At 33.9% G+C, this 23,356-nt stretch carries 17 protein-coding genes; 8 read left to right on the top strand and 9 right to left on the bottom strand.

The window, feature by feature from the left end:
• Window position 1: 1 nt before the first annotated feature.
• The 5 genes from BXY64_RS04920 to BXY64_RS04900 all read right to left on the bottom strand — a co-directional run bounded on the left by BXY64_RS04920 (window position 2) and on the right by BXY64_RS04900 (window position 7,706).
• Complete coding sequence (locus BXY64_RS04920) at window positions 2-3,064, bottom strand: efflux RND transporter permease subunit (RefSeq protein ID WP_120238810.1); 3,063 nt, start codon at window positions 3,062-3,064, stop codon at window positions 2-4.
• On the bottom strand, window positions 3,061-4,140 hold the full coding sequence (locus BXY64_RS04915; protein ID WP_170150579.1) for an efflux RND transporter periplasmic adaptor subunit: 1,080 nt from the start codon (window positions 4,138-4,140) through the stop codon (window positions 3,061-3,063). Before BXY64_RS04915 ends, BXY64_RS04920 begins: the two co-directional genes overlap by 4 nt.
• Before the next feature lie 183 nt (window positions 4,141-4,323).
• Window positions 4,324-4,899, bottom strand: coding sequence for a TetR/AcrR family transcriptional regulator (locus BXY64_RS04910; RefSeq protein WP_120238808.1), 576 nt, complete (start codon window positions 4,897-4,899; stop codon window positions 4,324-4,326).
• Window positions 4,900-4,981: 82 nt separating this feature from the next.
• Window positions 4,982-6,325, bottom strand: coding sequence for a sensor histidine kinase (locus BXY64_RS04905; protein WP_170150578.1), 1,344 nt, complete (start codon window positions 6,323-6,325; stop codon window positions 4,982-4,984).
• A 4-nt stretch (window positions 6,326-6,329) separates the two neighbouring features.
• A complete protein-coding gene (locus BXY64_RS04900; RefSeq protein ID WP_120238806.1) occupies window positions 6,330-7,706 on the bottom strand; it encodes a sigma-54-dependent transcriptional regulator in 1,377 nt (458 codons plus the stop codon).
• A 228-nt stretch (window positions 7,707-7,934) separates the two neighbouring features.
• Here BXY64_RS04900 and BXY64_RS04895 point away from each other — a divergent pair, with 228 nt between their 5' ends.
• On the top strand, window positions 7,935-8,645 hold the full coding sequence (locus tag BXY64_RS04895; protein WP_120238805.1) for an ABC transporter ATP-binding protein: 711 nt from the start codon (window positions 7,935-7,937) through the stop codon (window positions 8,643-8,645).
• 11 nt (window positions 8,646-8,656) lie between these two features.
• Window positions 8,657-11,005, top strand: coding sequence for an ABC transporter permease (locus tag BXY64_RS04890; protein WP_120238804.1), 2,349 nt, complete (start codon window positions 8,657-8,659; stop codon window positions 11,003-11,005).
• A 320-nt stretch (window positions 11,006-11,325) separates the two neighbouring features.
• On the opposite strand, the gene BXY64_RS04885 is transcribed toward BXY64_RS04890, so the two are convergent.
• The 3 genes from BXY64_RS04885 to BXY64_RS04875 all read right to left on the bottom strand — a co-directional run bounded on the left by BXY64_RS04885 (window position 11,326) and on the right by BXY64_RS04875 (window position 13,590).
• Complete coding sequence (locus tag BXY64_RS04885; protein WP_120238803.1) at window positions 11,326-12,372, bottom strand: hypothetical protein; 1,047 nt, start codon at window positions 12,370-12,372, stop codon at window positions 11,326-11,328.
• 164 nt (window positions 12,373-12,536) lie between these two features.
• Window positions 12,537-13,082, bottom strand: coding sequence for a PepSY-associated TM helix domain-containing protein (locus tag BXY64_RS04880; protein ID WP_120238802.1), 546 nt, complete (start codon window positions 13,080-13,082; stop codon window positions 12,537-12,539).
• Entirely contained in the window at window positions 13,066-13,590 is a 525-nt protein-coding gene (locus BXY64_RS04875) for a hypothetical protein (protein ID WP_120238801.1), read from the bottom strand. The genes BXY64_RS04880 and BXY64_RS04875 overlap by 17 nt, the downstream gene beginning before the upstream one ends.
• A gap of 316 nt (window positions 13,591-13,906) precedes the next feature.
• Between BXY64_RS04875 and BXY64_RS04870 the strand changes: the two genes are divergently transcribed.
• From BXY64_RS04870 to BXY64_RS04845, 6 genes are all read left to right on the top strand, one after another.
• Window positions 13,907-17,644: a response regulator gene (locus tag BXY64_RS04870; RefSeq protein WP_170150577.1), complete on the top strand. Its 3,738-nt coding sequence runs from the start codon at window positions 13,907-13,909 to the stop codon at window positions 17,642-17,644.
• 18 nt (window positions 17,645-17,662) lie between these two features.
• Window positions 17,663-19,255, top strand: coding sequence for a response regulator (locus BXY64_RS04865; RefSeq protein WP_120238799.1), 1,593 nt, complete (start codon window positions 17,663-17,665; stop codon window positions 19,253-19,255).
• A gap of 3 nt (window positions 19,256-19,258) precedes the next feature.
• A complete protein-coding gene (locus tag BXY64_RS04860) occupies window positions 19,259-20,101 on the top strand; it encodes a CheR family methyltransferase (protein WP_120238798.1) in 843 nt (280 codons plus the stop codon).
• Window positions 20,101-20,667, top strand: a complete 567-nt coding sequence (locus BXY64_RS04855) for a chemotaxis protein CheB (RefSeq protein ID WP_120238797.1) — start codon at window positions 20,101-20,103, stop codon at window positions 20,665-20,667. Before BXY64_RS04860 ends, BXY64_RS04855 begins: the two co-directional genes overlap by 1 nt.
• 432 nt (window positions 20,668-21,099) lie before the next feature.
• Window positions 21,100-21,642, top strand: coding sequence for a class IV adenylate cyclase (locus BXY64_RS04850; RefSeq protein WP_120238796.1), 543 nt, complete (start codon window positions 21,100-21,102; stop codon window positions 21,640-21,642).
• 63 nt (window positions 21,643-21,705) lie between these two features.
• The gene (locus BXY64_RS04845; RefSeq protein ID WP_120238795.1) at window positions 21,706-22,149 is read left to right on the top strand and encodes a hypothetical protein; all 444 of its coding nucleotides are present in this window, start codon (window positions 21,706-21,708) and stop codon (window positions 22,147-22,149) included.
• 57 nt (window positions 22,150-22,206) lie between these two features.
• Here BXY64_RS04845 and tsaD read toward each other — a convergent pair whose 3' ends face one another.
• Window positions 22,207-23,229 (bottom strand): tRNA (adenosine(37)-N6)-threonylcarbamoyltransferase complex transferase subunit TsaD, encoded by a 1,023-nt coding sequence (gene tsaD, locus BXY64_RS04840; RefSeq protein ID WP_120238794.1) that lies wholly within the window; start codon window positions 23,227-23,229, stop codon window positions 22,207-22,209.
• Between the last annotated feature and the right edge of the window lie 127 nt (window positions 23,230-23,356).

Genomic DNA, 23,356 nt, shown 5'->3' with positions numbered 1-23,356 from the left:
CTTATAAATCCATAACTTCTTTAGTATTTACACGATAGAATACCGCATACAATACCGGAACAATAATTAATGTAATAATTGATCCTATTAACAATCCGAACATAATCGCAACAGCCATTCCTCCAAACAGTTCATCTGGAATTAAAGGAATCATACCTAAAATTGTTGTGAATGATGCCATAATTACCGGACGCATTCTGGATACTGCAGAGTCGATAATTGCTACTAATACATCTTTCCCTTCACTTATATCCAAATTAATCTGGTCGAGCAGAACCACTGCATTTTTAATCATCATACCCATTAATCCAAGGGTTCCCAATACAGCCATAAATCCAAATGGCTTGCCAGTTAACCACAAACCGTAACTAACTCCGATAAATGCCAGTGGTAAAATTGTTAAAATGATAATTGGCTGACGGAAGTTGTTAAACAACATCATGATAATGATGACCATTAATAAAAATGCCAATGGTAAAAACTTCTCTATATTTTCATTCGCATCAGCACTGTTTTTATGCTCTCCCAACCATTCTAAATCATAACCTTCAGGCAGTGGTATTGCCTCAATTTTCTCTTGAACTTTATTAAAAACATCAGGGGCATTGTATCCTGGTGCCGGATCGCACTGGGCTTTTATTGCTCTACGTCGATCGTATCTTTTGATTACCGGATTTTCAAACTCAATTTCAATATCAGACACTACCTGTCGCAATGGAATACTTTGAGGTTTAGCTCCCCAAACTGGTGTATTCTCAAGAGATTCAACATACTTATCTTTTTCAACTGTTGTCTTTAAATAGATAGGTAATATATCATCTGCTTTTCTGAATACTCCAATGGCCAATCCATCGGTAGCACAAGCCAAAGCATTAGAAACATCGGAACGATTGATTCCGGTAATTCGTGATTGTGCCTGAGAAAAACGAGGGTTCCAAACCTTAACCTGATTCTTCCAATTGTTGGTTACCTTCACCGCAATTGGTTCGTCCTTCATGATTCTCTCCGCCTTTTCTGACAATTCTCGTAGGACTTTTGGATCTGGTCCTGAAAATTTAGCCTCTATCATCGACTCTGTTGAAATAGGAGAATAATATCTTACCCTAGCTCTCGCCCATGAATAATTCTCATCTAAAAACTCCTGTAAATCAGCACCAAATCGAACTGTGGTTTCATAATCCTTAGTATCGATTATCAACTCCCCATAATTTGCATGACTATTATTGAACGGTCGAACCAAAGTGTAACGAGCAGGTGTTGAACCCAAACTGGTAGTAACATTAAGAACATCCTCCTGCTTTAACAAGTAAGTTTCCAGATCATTTAGATCACTCTCTACTGTTTCAATATCCGAACCTTCTGGCAACCAATATTCAACGATAAATTGATTGTACTCAAGATTAGGCATAAACAATTGCTTCACATACTTAAATACAAACACAGCCGAAAAGAACATCAAGACTGTAACAGCCAAAATCATCGTTTTGTGTCGAAGAGAATATTTTACAAAGTGACGAAACTTCTGATAAAATTTCCCGGCATAAGGATCCGTTTGTGCTTCTTCTCCTTCTTGCTTCTCATATTTTTTGCCTCTTAAAAACAGATCACAAAAATATGGGGTTTGTGTTAATGCTAAAATCCAACTTAGAAACAATGATATGCCAACTACCTGAAACAAACTTGCACAAAACTCACCTGTACTATCTGGTGAAAGGTAAATAGGCAAAAATGCAAGAATGGCAACAACCGTAGCTCCTAACAAAGGCATTGCCGTCTGTTTGGATGTTCTGCTCATGGCCTCATCACGTTTCAAGCCTTTTTTCAGATCCACCAAAATTCCATCGGCAATTACAATTGCATTATCTACCAGCATCCCCATAGCAATGATTATGGCTGCCAGACTTACACGTTGTAGCGTAATATCGACGCTTAACATGACAATGAATGTTCCTAAAATGGTAAATATCAAACCACTTCCGATTAAAAGTCCAGTTCGAAATCCCATTGCCAATAACAAAACAAATACTACAATTAAAACTGATTCAATCAGATTTATCATGAATTGCTCAATGGCTACACTTACTCGCTCTGGCTGATAAAAAACACGATTGATGTTGATACCAACAGGAACGTTCGATTTTAACTCATCAATTCTTTGCTGAACTCTTTCACCTAATTCAATCACATTGCCACCTTTTTCCATGGCAATGGTAAGTCCGATGGCAGGAACTTGATTGTACTTCATTTTTCTTGTAAATGGTCGTACATAATCTTCTTTTACCTGGGCAATATCTTTTAAGAAAATTGGATTTTTATCGTTTGCCGAAATCAAAATATTCTTTAAATCATCCAATTCATGAAAGCTTCCATCTGATGCTATTCGAATTCTATCGCCACCAACTTTCAAGCTACCCGGATTTACCATACCATTCTGCTGATTCAAGATTTGAATTACATTGGCAGGATGTATTCCCAGGTATGCCATTTTCTCTTGTGAAAGCTCAATATTAATGCAGGTTTCCTGTTCCCCAAAAAGATTAATTCTTTTTACACCTTCAACCAAGAGCAATTCTCTTTTCATGTATCTGGCATAATCTTGCAACTCTTCTCCCGAATAACCATCACCACTTAATGCAAGGAATATCCCATATACATCACCAAAATCATCTACAACCATTGGCTTTGAAGCTCCCTGTGGTAAAGCAGGTGTGATATCATTAACCTTTCTTCTAAGTACATCCCACAATTGTGGTAACTCCTTACTTTTAACCGATTTTTTAATATTCACTGTAATTTCGGAATATCCTGCCATAGATCGTGATTCGATATCATCGATATTATCCATTGCCTGTATAGCGGTTTCCAAAACATCAGTTACTCGAAGTTCGACCTCATGCGGCGATGCACCCGGGTACTTAGTGATTACCAATGCAGATTTTACACTAATTTCAGCATCTTCAAGTTTTCCCATCTTAAAAAATGAAAAAACCCCACCTATAGTCAAAGCGATTAGTACAAACAGCAATACTTTTCGCTGTTTTAATACTGCTTCTGTAAAATTCATAATTGACCTCCTACATTGGTATTAGACTTCCTTACCAATATTTTCACTTTTTGACCTTCGCGTAAAGAATGAACCCCAGCTGCAACAATCATTTCGCCATTGGAAATTCCCCTGCTTAAATTCACCATTCCATTAGAATCAAAACCTAACATTTTAACTTCTCTTTGCTGTACACATTTTTTTGTGTTATCAAAAATCCAAACGTAAGATTTGCCTTTATCACTAAATACTGATTCTACCGGAACTTTATAGTTTTCTTCTCCGTCAGCTTTCATAAAAACTGTCACACTAGCCACCATTCCCGGAACAACTTGCTTTTTATTAACATCAAGTTTTAATCTCATTTTAAAGAAGTTATCACCATTAGGCTTTCTTTCAATGTCAATTAAACTCAAATCAAAATCAGTATTCTTAAAGTTTTCAAACTTACAAGTGAAGGAATCAAATGAGTTACGCATCAAGAAATCATTCTCACTCAAGGCAACTGTAATTTCCAGATTATTTAAATCTAAAATTGAAACAATAGGCTGTCCTGCTCCTATTTTCTCAAAGTTTTCCACAAACATTCCTTGTATGTAACCTGTAAAAGGGGCATAAATTTTAGTATCTCTTAAAGCATTTTCTGCTGCCTCTTTTTGTGCTTTAGCTAACTTATAAGCTGCTTGCATCTGGTCATAAACACTTTTCGAAGTGCTCTTTTTTTCATACAAAGCAGCATAACGTTCTGCTTGTAGCTTAGCATTTTCATAATTTGCATTGGCAGATTCCAGCTTTACCATGAAATCTCTCTTATCAAGTTCTGCAATAACTTCTCCTTTTTTAACAAATTGGCCTTGATCAACATTCAATTTAACCAAAGGTCCCGGTACCTGAAAAGCCAATCGTACTTCTCTGGATTCCTTCACAAAACCCGTAAAAACTTTCTTATTCTGCTCATCTCCGTTTGCATTCACCTTGTAAATCTTCACAGGCTGAATAAGCTCTTTCTTACTCTCTTTTTTGTCTTTACACGAAAAAAGACCTGCCGAAATAACAAACAGCAGAATTAAGACATTAGAAATTTTTATTACTTTCATTTTTACCACCTTTTGAACTCGCATTGTTCATAGAGTTCATTTTTATACAAAAAATATATGGAGCATGTTTACTCCAACATCATTCAAATTACTTTTTTGAACTTTTAAAGTTCACTTAGTTCATTTTTATCACAAAAATAAGAAGCATAAAACAATACTCCTTAAACTATAAATTAAATTTATCTAAATTTCGATACCCATGCCTCTTAAAACACATGTAAATGATGCTCGAAGCCTTGCAATTGTCTCTTCTTCCGAATAATTTTCTACCACATAAAACTCATTTAAATGTTGCAATGCATCAATACAATAATCAACATTAACATCTTGCCTTATTAGCCCTTCGCTCTGCCATTGTTTATAACGTTGAATCACAAACTCTGTCTCCACTTTAAATTCCTGATCCACCTCTTTTTCAATCAAAGGATATTCTCTATAAATCTGTTGAACTAAAATCTTCTGCGCCTGAATTGCATAATCAAAATAATTATCAAGAAATTCTTGGGTAGCCTTTGATGGATCATCAATTAATCTAAAAGGCTCAAGCATTTTAATAAAATTCACTTCGAATATTCGAAAGGCAATTTGCCTGATTAAATCCTCCTTAGTTCCAATGATTTTGTATAGTGTAGCTTTTGCCAAACCAGACTCCCTAGCCAGTTCAACCATATTTAAACCACGAAGTCCAAACTTCATTATCATCTCATAGGCAACATTTGTCACTCTCTCCTTAATTTCTATCTTATCTGTTTTTGCCATAATTGAACTCTTTTGGTATTCTCAGTACAAATATAGGTGTTATTTTGATTTTCAAATTTATTTTTAGATTTTTTAACACTATTTATGAGTTAAATTGAATCTTAAATATTGTGGGACCTCCTTGCTGAGAAGTAAAGGTTAATGATCCTTTATGTAATTTCATTAATTGACGTGATAAACTTAAACCAACACCCGATCCATTCTCCTTGGTTGTAAAAAATGGCGTGAAAATTTCTTCTCTATTTTCTTCAGATATACCACATCCATTATCTTCTATATCTATACTTGGCTCTTTTGATTCACTTACCCGAATCTCAATTTGTTTGTTGTCACAAGCTCTTAATGCATGAATTGAGTTGTTGATGAGATTTAATAATATTTGATCGAGCATTGCAGGATCTGCATTAACTTCAACACCATTCTTTGGATGAACCAAATTTACTTGAATGTTCTCCAATTGTAAATTCTCCTTCAACAGTTTGAGTATTTGATTTACCCGATCAACTAAATTAACCTGTTTAAATTTAGGTGATGGAAGAAGAGTTAAATCCCGAAAACGACTCACAAAATCAACCATACCAATAGTTCTCTCCTCTATTATTTCGAGCCCCGTTACAACATCTTCACTTTCTTCTTGGTTAATTTGTCCGCCCTCTTGTTTTCTATTTCTAAAAATCTCGGATATGGTTCCAATTGATGAATTTATTGGACTCAACGAATTCATAATTTCGTGTGTAAGAACTCTTATCAGCTTCTGCCATGCATCCAATTCTTTTTCATCAAGTTCCTGCTGAATATTCTGAAAGGAAACCAGTTTTATCTCTTGTCTACTCAACTTTAATTTGCTTGCTTTTATAGCAAGTTGAACCAATTCATTATTTCTATGAAGAGAAATTAGCCTTTTTTGCGCAGGTTCAATTTCATGAATCACATCGCTTAATCCTTCTTGAATCCTATCCAAATCTTCAAGTCTGTACAAATGAATTCTATTGAAAATATCTTGTGCAGCCTTATTAAAAAGCAATACTTTTCCATTGGAATCGATAGAAATTAATCCTATGGCAACATGTTCTACCAAAACCTTAAAATACTGATCTTGATTTTGATTCTTAATTTTTATCCCAAGTATATCCTTATTGATTAGATCAAATTGTTTGTATAAGTTCTGATATTCCTTTGTTCGATTCGAGCTAAACTTCACACTTGTATCGCTATTTCGAACCGTACTAAAAAAATGTTCCAAGTCGCGATTAACTTTATTCAAGCGCCGAATAAATAATACAACCTGCACAATTAGTAATGCTAGCAAATTAATCAACAATACAATATCACGATATTCATACCAGACAAATGCCAACACTAAACTATTTACCAATATCCCTAATACTCTTACAATTACAACAATATAAAGTCGACGATAAATCATTTGGCTAGTGTAAAATGTTATACTTCTCAATTTTGCGATATAGGGTTTGGCGACCAACATTTAACTCCTTCGCTACTTGACTAATATTACCACGATTTCTTTTTAATGAATTCTCGATAATAACTCGTTCTCCCTCTTCCAAACTCATCGGTTTTGAACCAAAACTAACATGGGAATCCTTTTGTTCCAAATGAAAATCTTTAGATTGTAAAACTTCAGAATCAGTTAAAATAATGGCTCGTTCCATACAATGACGCAATTCTCGTATATTCCCAGGCCATGAGTAGCTAACAAGCTTTTCCTTAGCCTCCGGGTGAATTACAGGTAACTTTTTCCCATACTTTTGCGCAAATTGCTTCAAAAAATACTCTCCAATTATCAATACATCATTGTCCCTTTCACGCAAAGGCGGTAACTCAATAGTGATGGTATTGATTCTATATAACAAATCTTCTCTAAAACGATCTGTGGATATCAATTTCTGAATATTTGCGTTTGTAGCACATATTAGTCTTACATCTATTTCATCTTGTTGATTTGAACCAATTGGTGTAACCACTCTATTCTGCAAAATCGATAAAAGCTTGGCTTGCATTGGCATGGATAAATTTCCAATTTCATCCAGGAAAATTGTTCCCTTATTGGCTGCCTGAAACCTTCCAATCCTATCCTCTTTCGCATCGGTAAACGATCCTTTAACATGTCCAAACAATTCACTTTCAAATAAATTATCGCTTAAAGCGCCTAAATCAACACCCAAGAAGATATTCTTTTTTCTGCTTGACAATTGGTGAATTTCTCTGGCAATTAACTCTTTTCCAGTTCCATTTTCACCAAGTATTAAAATATTTGCATCTGTAGCAGCAACTTTTTTAACCGTACTTAAAACCTCCTTAATGGCATCCGATTCTCCAATAATATTTACAAACTGTTGATTCAAATCTTTTTGCAGATAGTTTTTTTGTTGCTCTAATTTTTCTACTTGCACTCTAGTTCTGTGTAACTCAACACCACTTTGAAGTGTTGCCAACAATTTTTTATTATCCCAAGGTTTTAAGATAAAATCTGTTGCTCCTTCTTTCATGGCATTAACTGCTAAATTAACATCGCCATATGCTGTAAATAAGATTACTACCAACGAAGCATCGAGCTTTAAAACTTCACGCAGCCAATACAATCCTTCATTCCCAGAATTCACTCCTGCCGAAAAATTCATATCCAACAACACTACATCATACTTGTCTTTTGTAATCAGACCTGGTATCTGATTGGGATTAGAACAAATATCCAATAATTCAAAATGATGCTTTAAAAAGAGTTTTAAAGAGCTTAAAACACTTTTATTGTCATCAACTATTAGCAGTTTCCCATTTTTCTTCATTAGTAAATAATTATAATATGCGTATCATACGTATCGGATAAAAATAACACAAAACATTATATTCAGATAAAACATTGTTCCATTTTGGTACAATTAATGGATGATTTTGAAACAGTTTATATTCAACCCAAACACCACGAAACGCCTTACCTATTAATCTACTGGTAGTTACGATTTTTGGCACAAGTATCGCACTAAGCACGTCGAACCTAATAAAAACAGACAATCATGATACAAACATCCAATTTAAGTAAAGTTTTTAGAACCGAAGAAGTAGAAACTTTAGCTTTATCAAATATTAATCTACACATAAAGAAAGGCGAATTTGTTGCCATTATGGGACCTTCGGGTTGTGGAAAATCTACTTTACTAAACATTATTGGTTTGCTCGATAATCCTTCAGCGGGCAATTTTAGATTTATAGAAAATGAAGTTGCACATTATACGGAAAAGCAAAGAACTAAATTGAGAAAATCAAATATTGGTTTTGTTTTTCAAAGTTTTAATTTGATTGATGAACTTAGTGTTTATGAAAATGTTGAATTGCCTTTGGTATATCAAAAAGTACCAGTATCGGAACGAAAAAGAAAAGTTGCAGAAGTACTAAAACGCGTACAACTTGATCATAGAAGTAAACATTTTCCACAACAATTATCGGGAGGACAACAACAAAGAGTGGCAATTGCAAGAGCGGTAGTTTCGAATCCTAATTTAATTTTAGCCGATGAGCCAACCGGAAATCTCGATTCTGCAAATGGTAGAGAAGTAATGGATTTGTTATCTGAATTAAATCAGGAAGGCACCACAATTGTAATGGTTACTCACTCGAGTAGCGATGCAGAAAGAGCAAGCAGAACCATTCAACTATTCGACGGCCATATTGTTAGCGAAAATCACAAAAAACAAGTTAATAAAGCAGTTCAAACTGAAATCCTTTAAACCAATCAATCATGATTATTAACAATCTTAAAATTGCATATCGAAATCTGATCCGAAATAAAGGATACAGTTTTATCAACATTGTAGGTTTGGCTATTGGTATGGCATGTACCATATTGCTACTGCTTTGGGTAAATCATGAGATGAGTTACGATACATTCCATAATGATCCTGAACGAGTGTATCAGGTAGGAAATTATCAGACCTGGAATGGCAAACGAAATGCAATGCCAAATTTGCCAACTCCACTAATTGATGCCCTGAAAGAAAAATATCCGGAAATAAAATATGCAACACATTTTAATGCCTGGGGAGAAAATTTACTTCTTGAATACAATGGCAAAAAGCAATATGAAAGCATTAAAGGTGCTGATCCGGATTTTTTCAAAATTTTCAACTTTCCTGTACTACAAGGAAATATAGAAACCTGTTTGAATGATATTAATTCTTTGGTTCTAACTGAAAAATCAGCGAAACGAATATTTGGGAATGAAAACCCAATTGGTAAAACAGTAAACATTGATAACAGACAACCCCTTACAGTTACTGCAGTTGTTAAGGATATCCCTACTAATTCATCAATAAGGTTTGAGTTGTTAATGCCATTCGAGTTGATGAGAAAGGCAAATCCCTGGTCTGAAAATTGGGGTTCGCATAATTATTTTGGATATGCAAAAATTGCCGAAGGAACGAATATTGACGTGCTAAACGAAAAATTAGATCAATTTTATATCGATCATGTTGATAAGGAAAGTGAAAAATACGCCTTTTTATATCCATTGCTTAAAAGGCACTTGTACTATCTTGATAATTCACCTTCCAAAATCACCCAGGTTAAGATGTTTTTCATGATTGCAATTTTCATTCTAATTATTGCTTGTTTCAATTTTATGAATCTTTCTACTGCACGTGCAGCTAAAAGAGCCAAAGAAATTGGTCTTAAGAAAGCAATTGGAGCTACTTATCCACAATTGATTAAGCAGTTTATTGGTGAATCATTACTAATCACAATTATATCGGCGAACTTCGCAATCATTCTGGCACACCTTTTCTTACCACAATTCAATTCTTTAATGAACCGACACCTTATTTTGGATTATTCATCCCTGGAATTTTGGTTGATTATTGTAGGAGTTACCTTGGTAACGGGACTAGTTGCCGGAGCTTATCCTGCCTTTTACCTATCTTCATTTAATCCTATCATGGTATTAAAAGGTACATTTTCAGGAGGAAAAGGAAGTAATCGCTTTAGAAGAATTTTGGTTGTAATGCAATTCATATTGGCCTCTTCCTTACTTATTTGCACATTAACGATTGTATTACAAACCAATTATCTTACCAATATGGATATTGGCTTAAATAAGGATAATGTAATCGCGATTAATATTAATCAACAGATGCAAAAAAAGATAGAGACCATAAAAGGTGAATTAATGAGAAGTTCATTTATTGAAAATGTATCTTATGGTTCACACAGACCTTATTATGTATTTAGTAACGGTTGGGGCGAAAATTGGGAAGGTAAAGATCCTGAATTCAAACCTTTGATAACTTATCCTTATGTAGACCCAGAATTCTTTGATGTTTTTAAAGTAAAATTTCACTCAGGAAGACCATTTAATGCTAATAACCCTGCTGCAGATTCAAGTTGTGTAATTATCAACGAAACATTTGCAAAAATGATTTCTAATGAATTGGTAATTGATAAAATGATTCATACTGGCAATAACGAAGATTTAAGAATTATTGGTGTTGTTAAAGATTACCATTGTACACCAAACACTCGCAAATTACAACCTTTTTTACTTCGTTTATGCGACGATCCAAGGTTCTTATTTGTGCGCTACGTTGAAGGAAATGCAACGAAAACAGTTCAGGAGATCCAGAAAATCTGTGGTAAATACAATCCAGAATTTCCATTGATTTATAATTTCCTTGATGATCATTACGACAATTTGTATGAAGGTCAAAGAGCCACAATCAGCACCCTTCTTTACGCTTCAATTTTAGCAATAATCGTATCCTGTCTTGGATTATTTGGTTTGGCTTCATTTAATGCTGAAGAACGCACTAAGGAAATTGGTGTTCGTAAGGTGCTTGGTGCATCAATGAATCAACTGATTCTTATTTTTAGTAAAGATTTCAGCAAATGGATTCTAATTGCCTCATTAATTTCTTGGCCAATAACTTATTTTGCTATGGAAGTATGGTTCCAGGATTATCCTTTTAGAATTGATTTCCCGTTCTGGTTGTTTATTGCTGTGTTTCTGATGCTACTAATTATATCAACTATAACAGTAGCCTATCAGTCCTGGAAATCTGCAACAAAGAATCCCGTTGTAAGTTTAAAATACGAGTAAATTAACCCAATACCTATATACAAACACAAAAACCACCTTGAATATTGATTCCAAGGTGGTTTTTCTTTAGTACTTCTTTCTACTTTTACATTACTTCTTGTTACATACAGAGTTCTTCTTTCTACATACGGAGTACTTCTTTCTACTTTTACATTACTTCTTGTTACATACAGAGTTCTTCTTTCTACATACGGAGCACTTCTTCCTACATACAGAATACTTCTTCCTACATACAGAGTACTTCTTCTTACATTCGGAGTACTTCTTCCTACTTTAAGCTTCCTTATTCGTTAATCTTATAAGAATAAAAATCAACAGCTCTATCTTCTAAGTAACATTGCTTCAAAAGTTTTCACCAACTTATCGAAATCAAAATAAACCTCTCTCCCGTTTTTTATGGTTTGATTTTCCAAAAGTTTTTTCAGTTTGGTTTTTCCTCCTTTATTCAACAAAAACTCAATAAAAGCAGCACCAACCGGATAACTTAAGTTGCGCTCGTACCTGGTAGGTTGCTCCCACAATTCAAGAAGCGAAAATTTCTCTTTAGGCACTCGCTTTCTTGCAATGGCAAAAAGATTTTTATCCATGGTGTCGAAATATACAGCCAAACCTTTATCCAAAAGCATACTTTTAGATTTTGGTTTTAACACCATTTGTGTTAGCATATGGCACAATTCGTAATCATCTTCCTGCTGATCCCAAACGTTCACAATGCATAAATCAGAATTATAAAATCCTAATGGTCGATTGAACTTACGAAAAGCCTCATTCCTGTCATGCCAAACAAAAACATCTACCTTTTTCGGAGAATCAATTCCATAAAAAGATGCCATTCTATTATAATTTACTTTTAGGCGTTTCATATAAGCATCGGGACTTTGTAATTTTTCCTTATCCTGAAAATGAAATCTTATTTTCTCTGATTCAACAACTTCCCAAGTTTGATAATAAACTCCTGTTTGAAATAAATTTAGGTATCGATATGCATATTTACTTGCCTCTTTAGAAATTCTGCCATTCTGACACTCTTTTAAATAAGTAATGGCTTTTTGTTTTTCGCCAGTTATAAAATAGCATTTGGCCAGATAGGCCTTACTAAGAGCCTTAATTTCTTCGCTGGCAGAATCGCTTAACATCGATTTCTCAAGATATGGAATGGCCTTGTTAAACTGCTTTGAATTGGTATAGGCCCTTCCTAAAATCGAATTCAAATCTGGATCAGAATCGTTTTCTATTAAGAGAGTTTGAGCTTTTTCTATTAACTGATCGTATTTCCCTTTTGAATATAGTTTTTTCAATTCTTTATTCTGACTCATTGAACTAAACTGCATCAGAACTAAAATTAGGGCAAGTAGAATTTTATTCATGGTATTATTATTTTAAGGCTTGACAATTTAACGGATTATTTTGATTGATAAAATAGCCATTTATTGTTTTCGCCTTCTTTGATCAATTATCGTTCCAAATAAAACTTCCTGACATTTTATGAAATTGTATAAAAAAAGGTACTGAAAAATCAGCACCTCATATTTTATAGGAAAAATAAGAAAGGGAGGATAATACCTATGACTATTAACCATTTTCCTCTTCCTGTAATGCCTTTTTTACCAGGAACCATAAACATGCCCGAGAGTGCAAATAAAAGCATGGCTACAGCAAAAATATCAGCCATAAGAGTCCAACCCTTCTTGCTATTGTAGTGTAGCTTATTCATAAAATAAACCCATTGTTTTCTCTCATACAATTCAAATTCCAGTTGTCCACTCATTGGATTATATTTACCCAAACCACCTTTTAAATAAACATCATACCTTTCGGAATTCGGAATAATTCTATTCAAATGGTAGTCTGAAAAATTATTTCCCCAGTAAGTTTTCAATTGATCTGGACTTAAATTGGCCTCCAGTTTATAATTCTGTTTAACGGTACGGTAAGCTGGATCTTCTCCATTTTTTTTATGATTCAAAATGATCCCCGAAACCGCGTAAATAATCGTTATACCCACAAAAAAATAACCTAAATCACGATGTATCAATCTAAGCCATTTTCTCCAAAATTTTTTACTCCACAATTTCATAAGCTGTTCCGTCTACATAGTAGATTGCATAATAATCTTTGTTATTTTCTTTCATCCAGTCACGCATTTCCTTAATGTTGGCCATTTCGGAGCTGCAATGTTCTCCTTTTTCCTCATCAACATGTTTTGCTTTCACATCAGCTTCCCATTTGTCGATATAGTCTGTATCCAATCTCTTTTCTCGTAAAGTTCCTGTTACAATAAGGTCGTTTCCTGCAAGTTCTTTTGTAAACCCTTCCAATTTACCAGTTGCTTCAACTCTAATCGATAATTTTCCATCAGCAGTTTTTAAAATACAACGTTTTCCTGAGTGAGCACAAACGTGATTTACGGTACCTTGAAAGTAAACTTCCTTGCCAACATTATCGGCAGCTGTTTGCATTACTTGCTCAATTGATAAAGCAGCTTGTTTGATCTGAGCAACTTCTTTCTTTTCAGTCTTTTCCTTTTGAACTGAATTACATGACAACATCACAATGCACATTGCCAATAAACTTAAGTATTTCATCTTTTTAGGATTTAGGATTAATTAGTTGTTTGATTTTGTTTATTTATAACAAACCTATTGCATATCTAAACATTATCCAAACACTATAACATTTTATTAACAAAATAACAGTTGTTTCTCAATGATTTTTTTCCGTTCTAATCTAAAGAAGAAGACATTTTTTTAACTTGCACTAGAATTCACGGAGAAATATCATTTATTCACACATAAAAAGTAACCATTCACTAGAAAAACCGTAACATCACCGAGATTAAAAAAATAAAATCTCTTTTTAACACTTAAAACTCAAACACACAAAGATATTATGCGAATAATGATGAAAAAGTTAAAGGATTGGAGTATTAAGTCCAAACTGCTTTTATTAACATCCACAACTATACTTTCGATTGTTGTCTTAAGTATGGTTTCAAGCTACTTTTTCAACACAAGTAGATTTTTAAGTATAATGTTGAATGGTGTTAGAGTGCATCAAAATTTACTTCAGAATGGAGTCGAAGAACTTTATAATTATAAAATTCACAAAGATCCTAAACATCTTGATACATCTGCTAAACATTTAAACGAAGCTAATTTATTAATTCAATTAATGCTTGAAATAAGAGGAGATTTGAATGTTAAAACTAAATATGAAATTGCAACTGATATCTTTAATAAATTTCCACAAGTTTTTAATGATGAAATGTCAAATGCTATTTTATTGATCGATAGAATCAAGACATTACACAGTTTTAATAATAGCGAAATGGATTCTTCTAGAGAAATGGCAATAAAAACTCTAGGATTATTACAAAAAATACAACATAACCTACAAACTCAGAAAGATTTAATTGACACCGATAAAACACACAAACAACTTCTACAAATTCAAGAATACTACGCCGGCATTAGTCTAGAATTAAACACCTTAGCCAATAAGGTAAACACTGGATTAGTATGGGCGATTGTGATCATTTCCTTATCAATTAGTATTTTGTTTTTAATTTTATCCAGATACATTTCAAGATCAATTACAATCCCTGTCAGGGAAATGGTTGATAATTTTAGTGATATTGCAAAAGGAAATTTCCGAAGACCTTTAAATATAAAAACCAAAGATGAAATTGGTTCTTTGGCTAAATCATTCAGAAGTATTCAAACCGATTTTCAAAATGTTGTTTCTTACACTAGAAAAGTAGCTAATGGAGACTTGGGCATCAGCTTAATTCCTAAATCAAAGGAGGATGAATTATCTGTTTCATTGAACCAAATGGTGAAAACCTTAAAACATTCTAAAGCACAAAATGATGAAACTTTATGGTTTAGATCTGGTGTGAACAACTTAAATGATGAGTTACAAGGAGATCATGAATTAAAAGAAGTCGCAAGTAAAGCATTACAGTATATGACAGCTTTCTTAAGAGCTGAATTAGGTGCAATTTATGTCTATAGAGAAGAACAAAAAAGTCTATGCCTAGCAGCTTCTGTTGGAATTCCTGATAAAAATCAATACAAAAACATTAGGATTGGACATGGTTTAATTGGACAAACTGCCACAACACAAAAGTTTGGTCATATTAAAGATGTTCCCGCTGATTATTTTTCAATTTTCTCAGGAACCGGAAAAATGATGCCAACCAATATTGTTCTAGTACCCTTGGTATATGACAATACGTTGTGGGGCGTTATGGAGTTAGCAGCAAGCAAAACCATTACCGATCCGGAAATTGATTTTATAAAGGCGGTAAAAGATAGTATTACAGTTAAAATTGCTTCAACTCTTGCACGTATTAAGCTTGAAACATTATTAAAAACAACGCAAGAACAAGCTAGTGAACTTCAGGTTCAACAAGAAGAACTTCGTGTTGCAAATGAAGAGCTTGCCGAACAAACAAGTATCTTAACAGAGAACGAGAAGAAATTACAAGTTCAACAAGAAGAATTAAGAGTTGCGAACGAGGAATTGGAAGAAAGAACCAATCAACTTGAGATTCAAAAGGAAGAAATTGAACAAAAAAACACTGGACTTTCGCTTGCACACGAAAAACTGGAAACCAAAGCTCGAGAACTTGAACAGGCTAGTCAATACAAGTCAGATTTTCTGGCCAACATGTCCCATGAATTACGCACACCGCTTAATAGTTTGCTTATTTTATCGGGAATGTTGGTAAAAAACAAAAATGGAAATCTTACTCCTGAAGATGTTGAATCTGCAAAAATTATCAATAAGAGTGGTAAAGATTTACTTCAATTGATCAATGAAATTCTAGACCTGTCAAAAATCGAAGCTGGGAAAATGACCATTGAGATGGAACAGGTTAGTCCTTTTGATATAAAAAGTGAAGTTTTAATGGACTTTAAACATCAGGCTGAAAAGAAAGGACTCGATTTTCATGTAGATGTTTCTGATGATTTTCCCAATACAATTGAAACAGATCAACTTCGTTTGAGTCAAATTATCAAAAACCTGTTATCCAATGCCTTTAAATTCACTTCAAAAGGTTCTGTAAGTGTATCTATGCAACGTGTTAATGGTGATTCTAAATTATGGAGAGATGAGCTTAAATCGACCGAAACTTGTTCGATTTGCGTGATGGATACTGGCGTAGGCATTCCTCCTGAGAAAAAAGAAGCAATTTTTGAAGCATTCCAACAAGCTGATGGTAGCACCTCAAGAAAATATGGAGGAACAGGTTTAGGACTTTCTATCTCGAAAGAATTGGCCAGAATGCTTGGTGGTGAAATACACCTGGAAAGTGAAGTGAATAAAGGATCAAGCTTTACTCTTTTTGTTCCTGTAAAGCAATCCACTAAAACACCAAATAATACTAATTCAATAAAAAAGGAAGTAGAATTAAAAATAGATCATAGTAATGAAGCTGTTGTACTTCCTAAGTTTATTGACGATGATCGGGATGTACCTCAGCATGGTTCAAGTGTTGTACTAATCCATCCTAATAAGGAAGAAGCTACAAATTTATATTATCAAATTCATAATAACAGTTTCCATGCTTTGGTAGCAGCAAATATTCCTGATGCAATACAGCTTATCGAATCACATCAACCGTCTGCAGTAATTGTTGGCTTAGATCTACTAATGGAAAAGGGAGAAGCTGTGCTCGATCCACTAAGGTTACATACTTATGCTTCAAAACTTCCAATGCATATTATTAATCCAGTTGAAGGAATTCTTGAAAGAAATATCAACGATTTGCCTACTGTTAATGCAACAAATATTACCCAGGCAATCGATAAAATGAAGACTCAACTATTTACCGAAGCACAAAAGATTCTGGTAATTGAGGATGATGATGTAACCCGACAATTGATCAAGAGTATTCTTACTCCAACCAATGTTCAAATTGAAGAAACCAATACAGGAAAAGAAGCTCTGGAATTAATTTCGACTAAAAAATACGATTGCATTGTTTTGGATTTAGGCTTACCAGATATTACTGGGAATGAATTATTAGCAAAACTTACAGAGAATAGAGTCAAAATTCCTAATACAATTATTTATACCGGAAAAGAGTTAAGTCGTAGCGAGCACCGTGAGTTAAGCAAATACACCAATTCTATAATATTAAAAGGATTAAAATCGGACGAACGCTTAATGGATGAAGTTAGTTTGTTCTTGCACCAAGTTGCAACAACAGCTCCTGAGAATCCACAAGTTAAAATTACCGAAATTGACGATTCCATATTTAAGGGAAAAAAGATACTCGTTGTTGATGACGAAATCAGAAATATTTTTGCCTTAGGCAAGATTCTTGAAGAAAAAGAAATGGATGTTCTTGAAGCTGAAAATGGTAAAATTGCAGTTGACGTTTTAAAAGAAAACCACAATATCGATTTAGTTTTAATGGATATCATGATGCCGGAAATGGACGGTTATGAAGCCATGAATATCATCAGGAAAACTCCTGAAATAAAAGATATACCAATCATTTGTTTAACGGCCAAGGCTATGAAAGAAGATTATCAGAAAGCCATTACCTCGGGAGCAAATGATTATTTATCAAAACCTATTGACGAAAACAAATTGTTCTCGATGTTGAAAATTTGGCTTTACAATTAGAAAAGAATTTAGAAACAAATGAAAAAAGACAAAATACTAATCGTAGATGATAAAATTGAAAACCTGGTAAGTTTAGAAAGGGTTTTAAGCGATTTTGACGTTGAGTTTGTAAGAGCTGAATCGGGAGAAGCAGCCTTGAAACAAACACTCAAAGAAGAATTCGCCATGGCCATTCTCGATGTTCAAATGCCTGGTATGGATGGGTACGAAACACTTGAATTTATGCGTCAGCGTAAAAAAACGAAGTACCTTCCTGTTATTTTTGTTTCAGCCATACATCAAAGCGATTTGCATATTATTAAAGGCATTGAAACTGGTGCTGTTGATTTCATTCCAAAACCCATTATTCCTGAAATTTTACAAGGAAAGGTGAAAGTCTTTCTTGATCTGTACCGACAGAGAAAAGAGCTTGACACTTTATTGGAATATCTGGAAAGAAAGAATGAAGAATTAATTATTGAAAAACAAAAAGCAGAAGAAGCAACAAATGCCAAGTCGTTATTTTTAGCCAATATGTCTCATGAAATTCGCTCACCAATGAATGGTATGTTGGGCTTATCGAGACTGTTATTGGATTCAGATCTTAACGACGAACAAAAAGACATGTTGAAAGTAATGACAACATCGGGAGAAAATCTTTTGCAAATTATTAATGACATTCTGGATTACTCGAAAATTGAAGCCGGACAAATCGAAATTGAAAATATTGCATTCGATATTAAACAACTAACTGACACCATCTATCACCTACTTAACTTTAAGGCGATTGAAAAGGGCATAGAGTTTAATATTGAAATAGATAAAGACATACCAGAAAATTTATTAGGAGATTCATTTAGACTAAATCAAATATTAATGAACCTTGCAAATAATGCAATAAAATTTACACATAAAGGTTCAGTTCTATTATCAATAAAGTGTCTTGAGAAGAACAATCAGCATGTATCTTTGTTTTTTACTATAAAAGATACTGGAATAGGTATTTCGAAAGACGCACAGAAAAAACTATTTAAAGAATTTACTCAATCTGATAGTTCAACAACCAGACAGTATGGAGGCACTGGACTAGGCTTAGCAATTTCGAAGAATTTAACCAACTTGATGGGTGGTAAAATCAATTTAGAAAGCGAGCCAGGTATTGGATCGGAGTTTATGTTTGAACTAAAATTTGGATATAAAGAGAAGGAGGCGGATATGTTTAATAATGAAAACGTGGAAATTCCAAGACAATTATCAATTCTTGTAGCAGAAGACAACCCTATTAACCAAAAAGTAGCTGTTCTTACTTTGCGTCATATGGGCCTACAGTGTGATGTAGCAAAAAATGGCTTGGAAGCATTTGAGATGCAAAAAGAAAACAACTACCAGGTAATTTTAATGGATATGCAAATGCCTGTTTTAGATGGCCTAAATGCTACTCAAAAAATTCGAAGTTATGAAGCAGATCATCCAGAAGTTGATAAGGCTTTTATTATTGCATTAACAGCAAATGCTTTTGTGGAAGACAAACAAACCTGTATGGATGCTGGAATGAATGATTTTATTAGTAAACCATTCAAAGAGGAAGCATTAAGAAAAATTCTAAGCCAAATTACCAAAAGCATTGCATAACGAATGGAGCAAAACAAGTCTTCAGTAATTGATAATATCGATATAGAAATCCCTTTATTTCTAGAAGCTGTGTATCAAAAATACAGCTATGATTTCAGGGATTATTCTAAAGCTCATGTAAAGCGCAGATTATTGCACAGAATGTCTATTGGTCGCTTTACATCCATCTCGCACATGCAAGAAAAAGTGCTTCGGGATAAAGCTTTTTTTATTGATTTATTGGAAGACTTGTCGATTAATGTTACTGAAATGTTTCGCGATCCGGATTTTTACAAATCCTTTCGCGAAAATGTTGTGCCAACTCTTAAAACCTATCCTTTTATTAAAATATGGCATGCTGGCTGCTCAACAGGCGAAGAAGTATACTCGCTTGCCATTCTATTAAAAGAAGAAGGTTTATTGGACAGATGCCAGGTTTATGCTACAGACTTCAATCGTAAAGTGCTTGAAATCGCCAAACATGGAATTTATCAAACTCAGGAATTAGATAAATTTCAGCGCAACTATATTAAATCTGGTGGCAAAGAAAAATTATCCGATTACTACACCTTAAAATATGGTTCCATCAAATTTGATCAGGCACTTTCTAAGCATGTGGTTTTTGCCGACCACAACCTGGTTACCGATCATGTATTTGCCGAAGTAAATTTAATTTTATGTCGTAATGTATTGATTTACTTCAATCGGGAACTACAAAATAAAGTAATTAACCTTTTCCATGAAAGTTTGGTGCATAGTGGTCATCTTTGTTTAGGATCGAAAGAATCGCTTCGTTTTACACAACACGAACACAGTTTTGCTGATATCGATGCCAAACAAAAAATCTTTAAAAAGAAAATTGGTTGATGAATAAAGCATTAGTCATTGGAACATCATTTGGAGGGCTGGAAGCATTAAAAACAATTATTCCGGCCTTACCTGCCGATTTTAAACTCCCAATTCTTGTGGTACTGCATATTGGCGACCACAATAACGATTCGTTTGTTCAATATTTAAATGGCATCAGTAAACTCAGTATTAAAGAAGCCGAGGAGAAAGATGAAATCAAAAAAGGACATGTATATTTTGCTCCTCCTAATTACCATATGATGGTTGAGGATGATGAAACCATATCATTTTCGGCCGATCTAAAAGTACACCACTCTCGTCCTTCAATCGACGTGCTTTTTGAATCTGCAGCCTGGACCTATAAAAACAGGTTGGTTGGTGTAATATTAACTGGCTTGAATCAAGATGGAGCCTATGGTCTTAAAACCATTAAAGATTATGGAGGAACTACCCTAGTTGAAAACCCTGAAAATGCAGTTGCATCAATTATGCCCAAAGCTGCACTATCAGAAACCAATGTTGATTTTGTTCTTGAACTAGATAAAATCAGTAACAAGCTTATTGAGTTATCGGTACAAGACTAATAACCTGAAAACTCATACTGCTTTCCTCTAGAGTAAATAAATCCAAATACTTTATAAAAACTCATTCTACTGAAAAAGATAGACACTACTGAAACATTTTACCCTTCTCTACTGGAGTAGATTAATATATAAACATTATAAAACTTGTTTCGGAAAAAAACAATTGGTTCAACCAAAACATTTTATTTCCTTCCTGGTAGAGTGATATAAAAACTTTGTGAAAGGCAATTCTTTAAAGAACAATGGCCCTAACTAAAACATTCTGCGCCATTCCACTCAAGTAGAACGATGTAAAATCATCATAAAATCTATTTCGTATAAAAACAATCGCGTTACCGATTTATTTTCATTCTCTTTTACCAAGTTAAATTCTTCAATTAAGATCATTTTTTTACGATATTTCGGACATATTTAAAAGCAAAATACAAAAAGATGCCTGTAACTGTAGAAATTAAAGCTCACTGTAAAAATCAAGATAGAATTCGTGAAATTTTAAAATCGAATAATGCCGACTTTAAAGGAGTTGATCATCAAATTGACACCTATTTTCATGCCAAATCGGGACGTTTAAAATTGCGTGAAGGAAAAATTGAAAACAACCTGATTCACTATTTTCGTGAAGACACAAAGGGTTCAAGAGAAAGTAAGGTGAACTTGTACCAAACCAAAACTGATTCTACTTTAAAAGAGATACTTGAAAAAGCGATGGGAAGTAGATGTGTAGTAGATAAAAAAAGAGAAATCTATTTTATCGAGAATGTAAAATTTCATATTGATGATGTAAAAGGACTTGGTAAATTTGTAGAAATTGAAGCCATTGATATGGATGAGGGTATACCGAAAGAAAAGCTACAGGAACAATGTAATTTCTATATCAAATTACTGGAAATAAATGCCAAGGATTTAATTTCTCAATCGTATAGCGATTTATTGGAACAAAATAGTTTATTCAATCAGATTTTAATAGAGGAATAAATTTTTATTTACTAAAACTTGGTTATTTAGTAACTTTAGGGAAGACTCTAAAGAAACTAAAAAATGCTTCAGTTCGAATTCGACATCAGAGATCACAAAATCAACAACAACGAAACCAAAGCAAAACAGTTGGCATTGGCCATTGCTTTTTTGGTTTCGGCAGTTTTGCTGTATATTTTCAACCGGTATTTTAATTTTTTACCACATGGTAACTATCTGATATTTGTTCTTGCAACTTTAGCGGTTTATTTTATTGGCTTGCTTCTGGGATGTAAAATTTTATATCCCAAAGAGTACCTTATCATCAATTCAAGAAAACTAAAATACAAAACAGGTTGGAAGTCGAAAGAAATAAAAGTTTACCTGAAAGACATCAATGACATTAAAATAGAAAACCACAAAATGAGCTTAAATCTTAAAAACAAAGAAGTTTTAACTCTTGATTTGGCACATTTTAATGATCATTCGATAACAGTATTAAAAAACTATTTGAATATTCCCGAGTAAAAAAACGGAAGCATATGGCTTCCGTTTCTTGTTATTTCATTTATTTGCTCTCAACAATTATTTAATTGTCATTCTAGCAAATGGAGCCGTATCCTGCCCCACAAATTCTTTCTTTAAATATTTAAAGTAGCCTGTTATTGCAATCATGGCTGCATTATCCAAAGAGTAACCCAACTGAGGTACATACACTTTCCAGTTAAATTTGTCAGCAGCTTCGTGTAGCGCATTTTGCAAACCTGAATTCGCTGAAACTCCACCTGCAATGGCAACCTGCTTAATTCCGGTTTCGCGAGCTGCTCTTTTAACCTTGTTCATTAAAATATCTACAATCGTATACTGCAAAGATGCACACAAATCATTCATGTTTTCCTGAACAAAGTTTGGGTTTTCTTTCACTTTATCGCGAATGAAGTATAGGAAAGAAGTTTTCAAGCCACTAAAACTGTAATCCAATCCTTGAATTTTTGGTCTACTAAACTCAAACGCATGCGGATTTCCTTGCTTGGCATTTCTATCGATAATCGGACCTCCAGGATAAGGCAATCCCATAACTTTGGCACACTTATCAAAAGCCTCTCCTGCTGCATCATCAATGGTTTCACCAATTACTTCCATTTCCAAGTGATCCTTTACAATAATAATCTGTGAATTACCACCAGAAACCAGCAATGCCAAAAATGGAAACTCAGGATGATCGTAAGTATTTTTTAAATCATCGATAAAATGAGCTAAAATATGAGCTTGCAAGTGATTCACCTCAATCAAAGGAATGTTCTTTGCCATGGCAAATCCTTTTGCAAAGGATGTACCCACCATTAAAGATCCCAACAATCCAGGACCTCTTGTAAAGGCCACCGCATCAATCTCATCAGCAGTAACCCCTGCTTTCTGCATAGCTTGATGCACAACAGGAATAATATTCTGTTGATGAGCACGCGAAGCCAATTCAGGTACTACCCCACCATAATCCATATGCACGGTTTGGTTTGCAATAATATTGGAATAAATGATTCCATCTTTTAATATCGATGCGGAAGTATCATCGCATGATGATTCAATTCCAAGAATAGTTATACTCATCTTTTTATTTATTATGTCGGGCAATTAAATTGATTTATCCTACCAATCGTTAAAAAAATCAAAAAAGCTCCCAATCACCCTTTATTGTTGTTACTTTCTTCTTCTTTTTACCTAATTTTGTGCAACT

Source organism: Marinifilum flexuosum (genome assembly GCF_003610555.1).
GTDB classification, from domain to species: Bacteria; Bacteroidota; Bacteroidia; order Bacteroidales; family Marinifilaceae; genus Marinifilum; species Marinifilum flexuosum.
The sequence above is the reverse complement of the archived record's forward strand: the minus strand, read 5'-3'. Positions and strand labels throughout refer to the sequence as shown.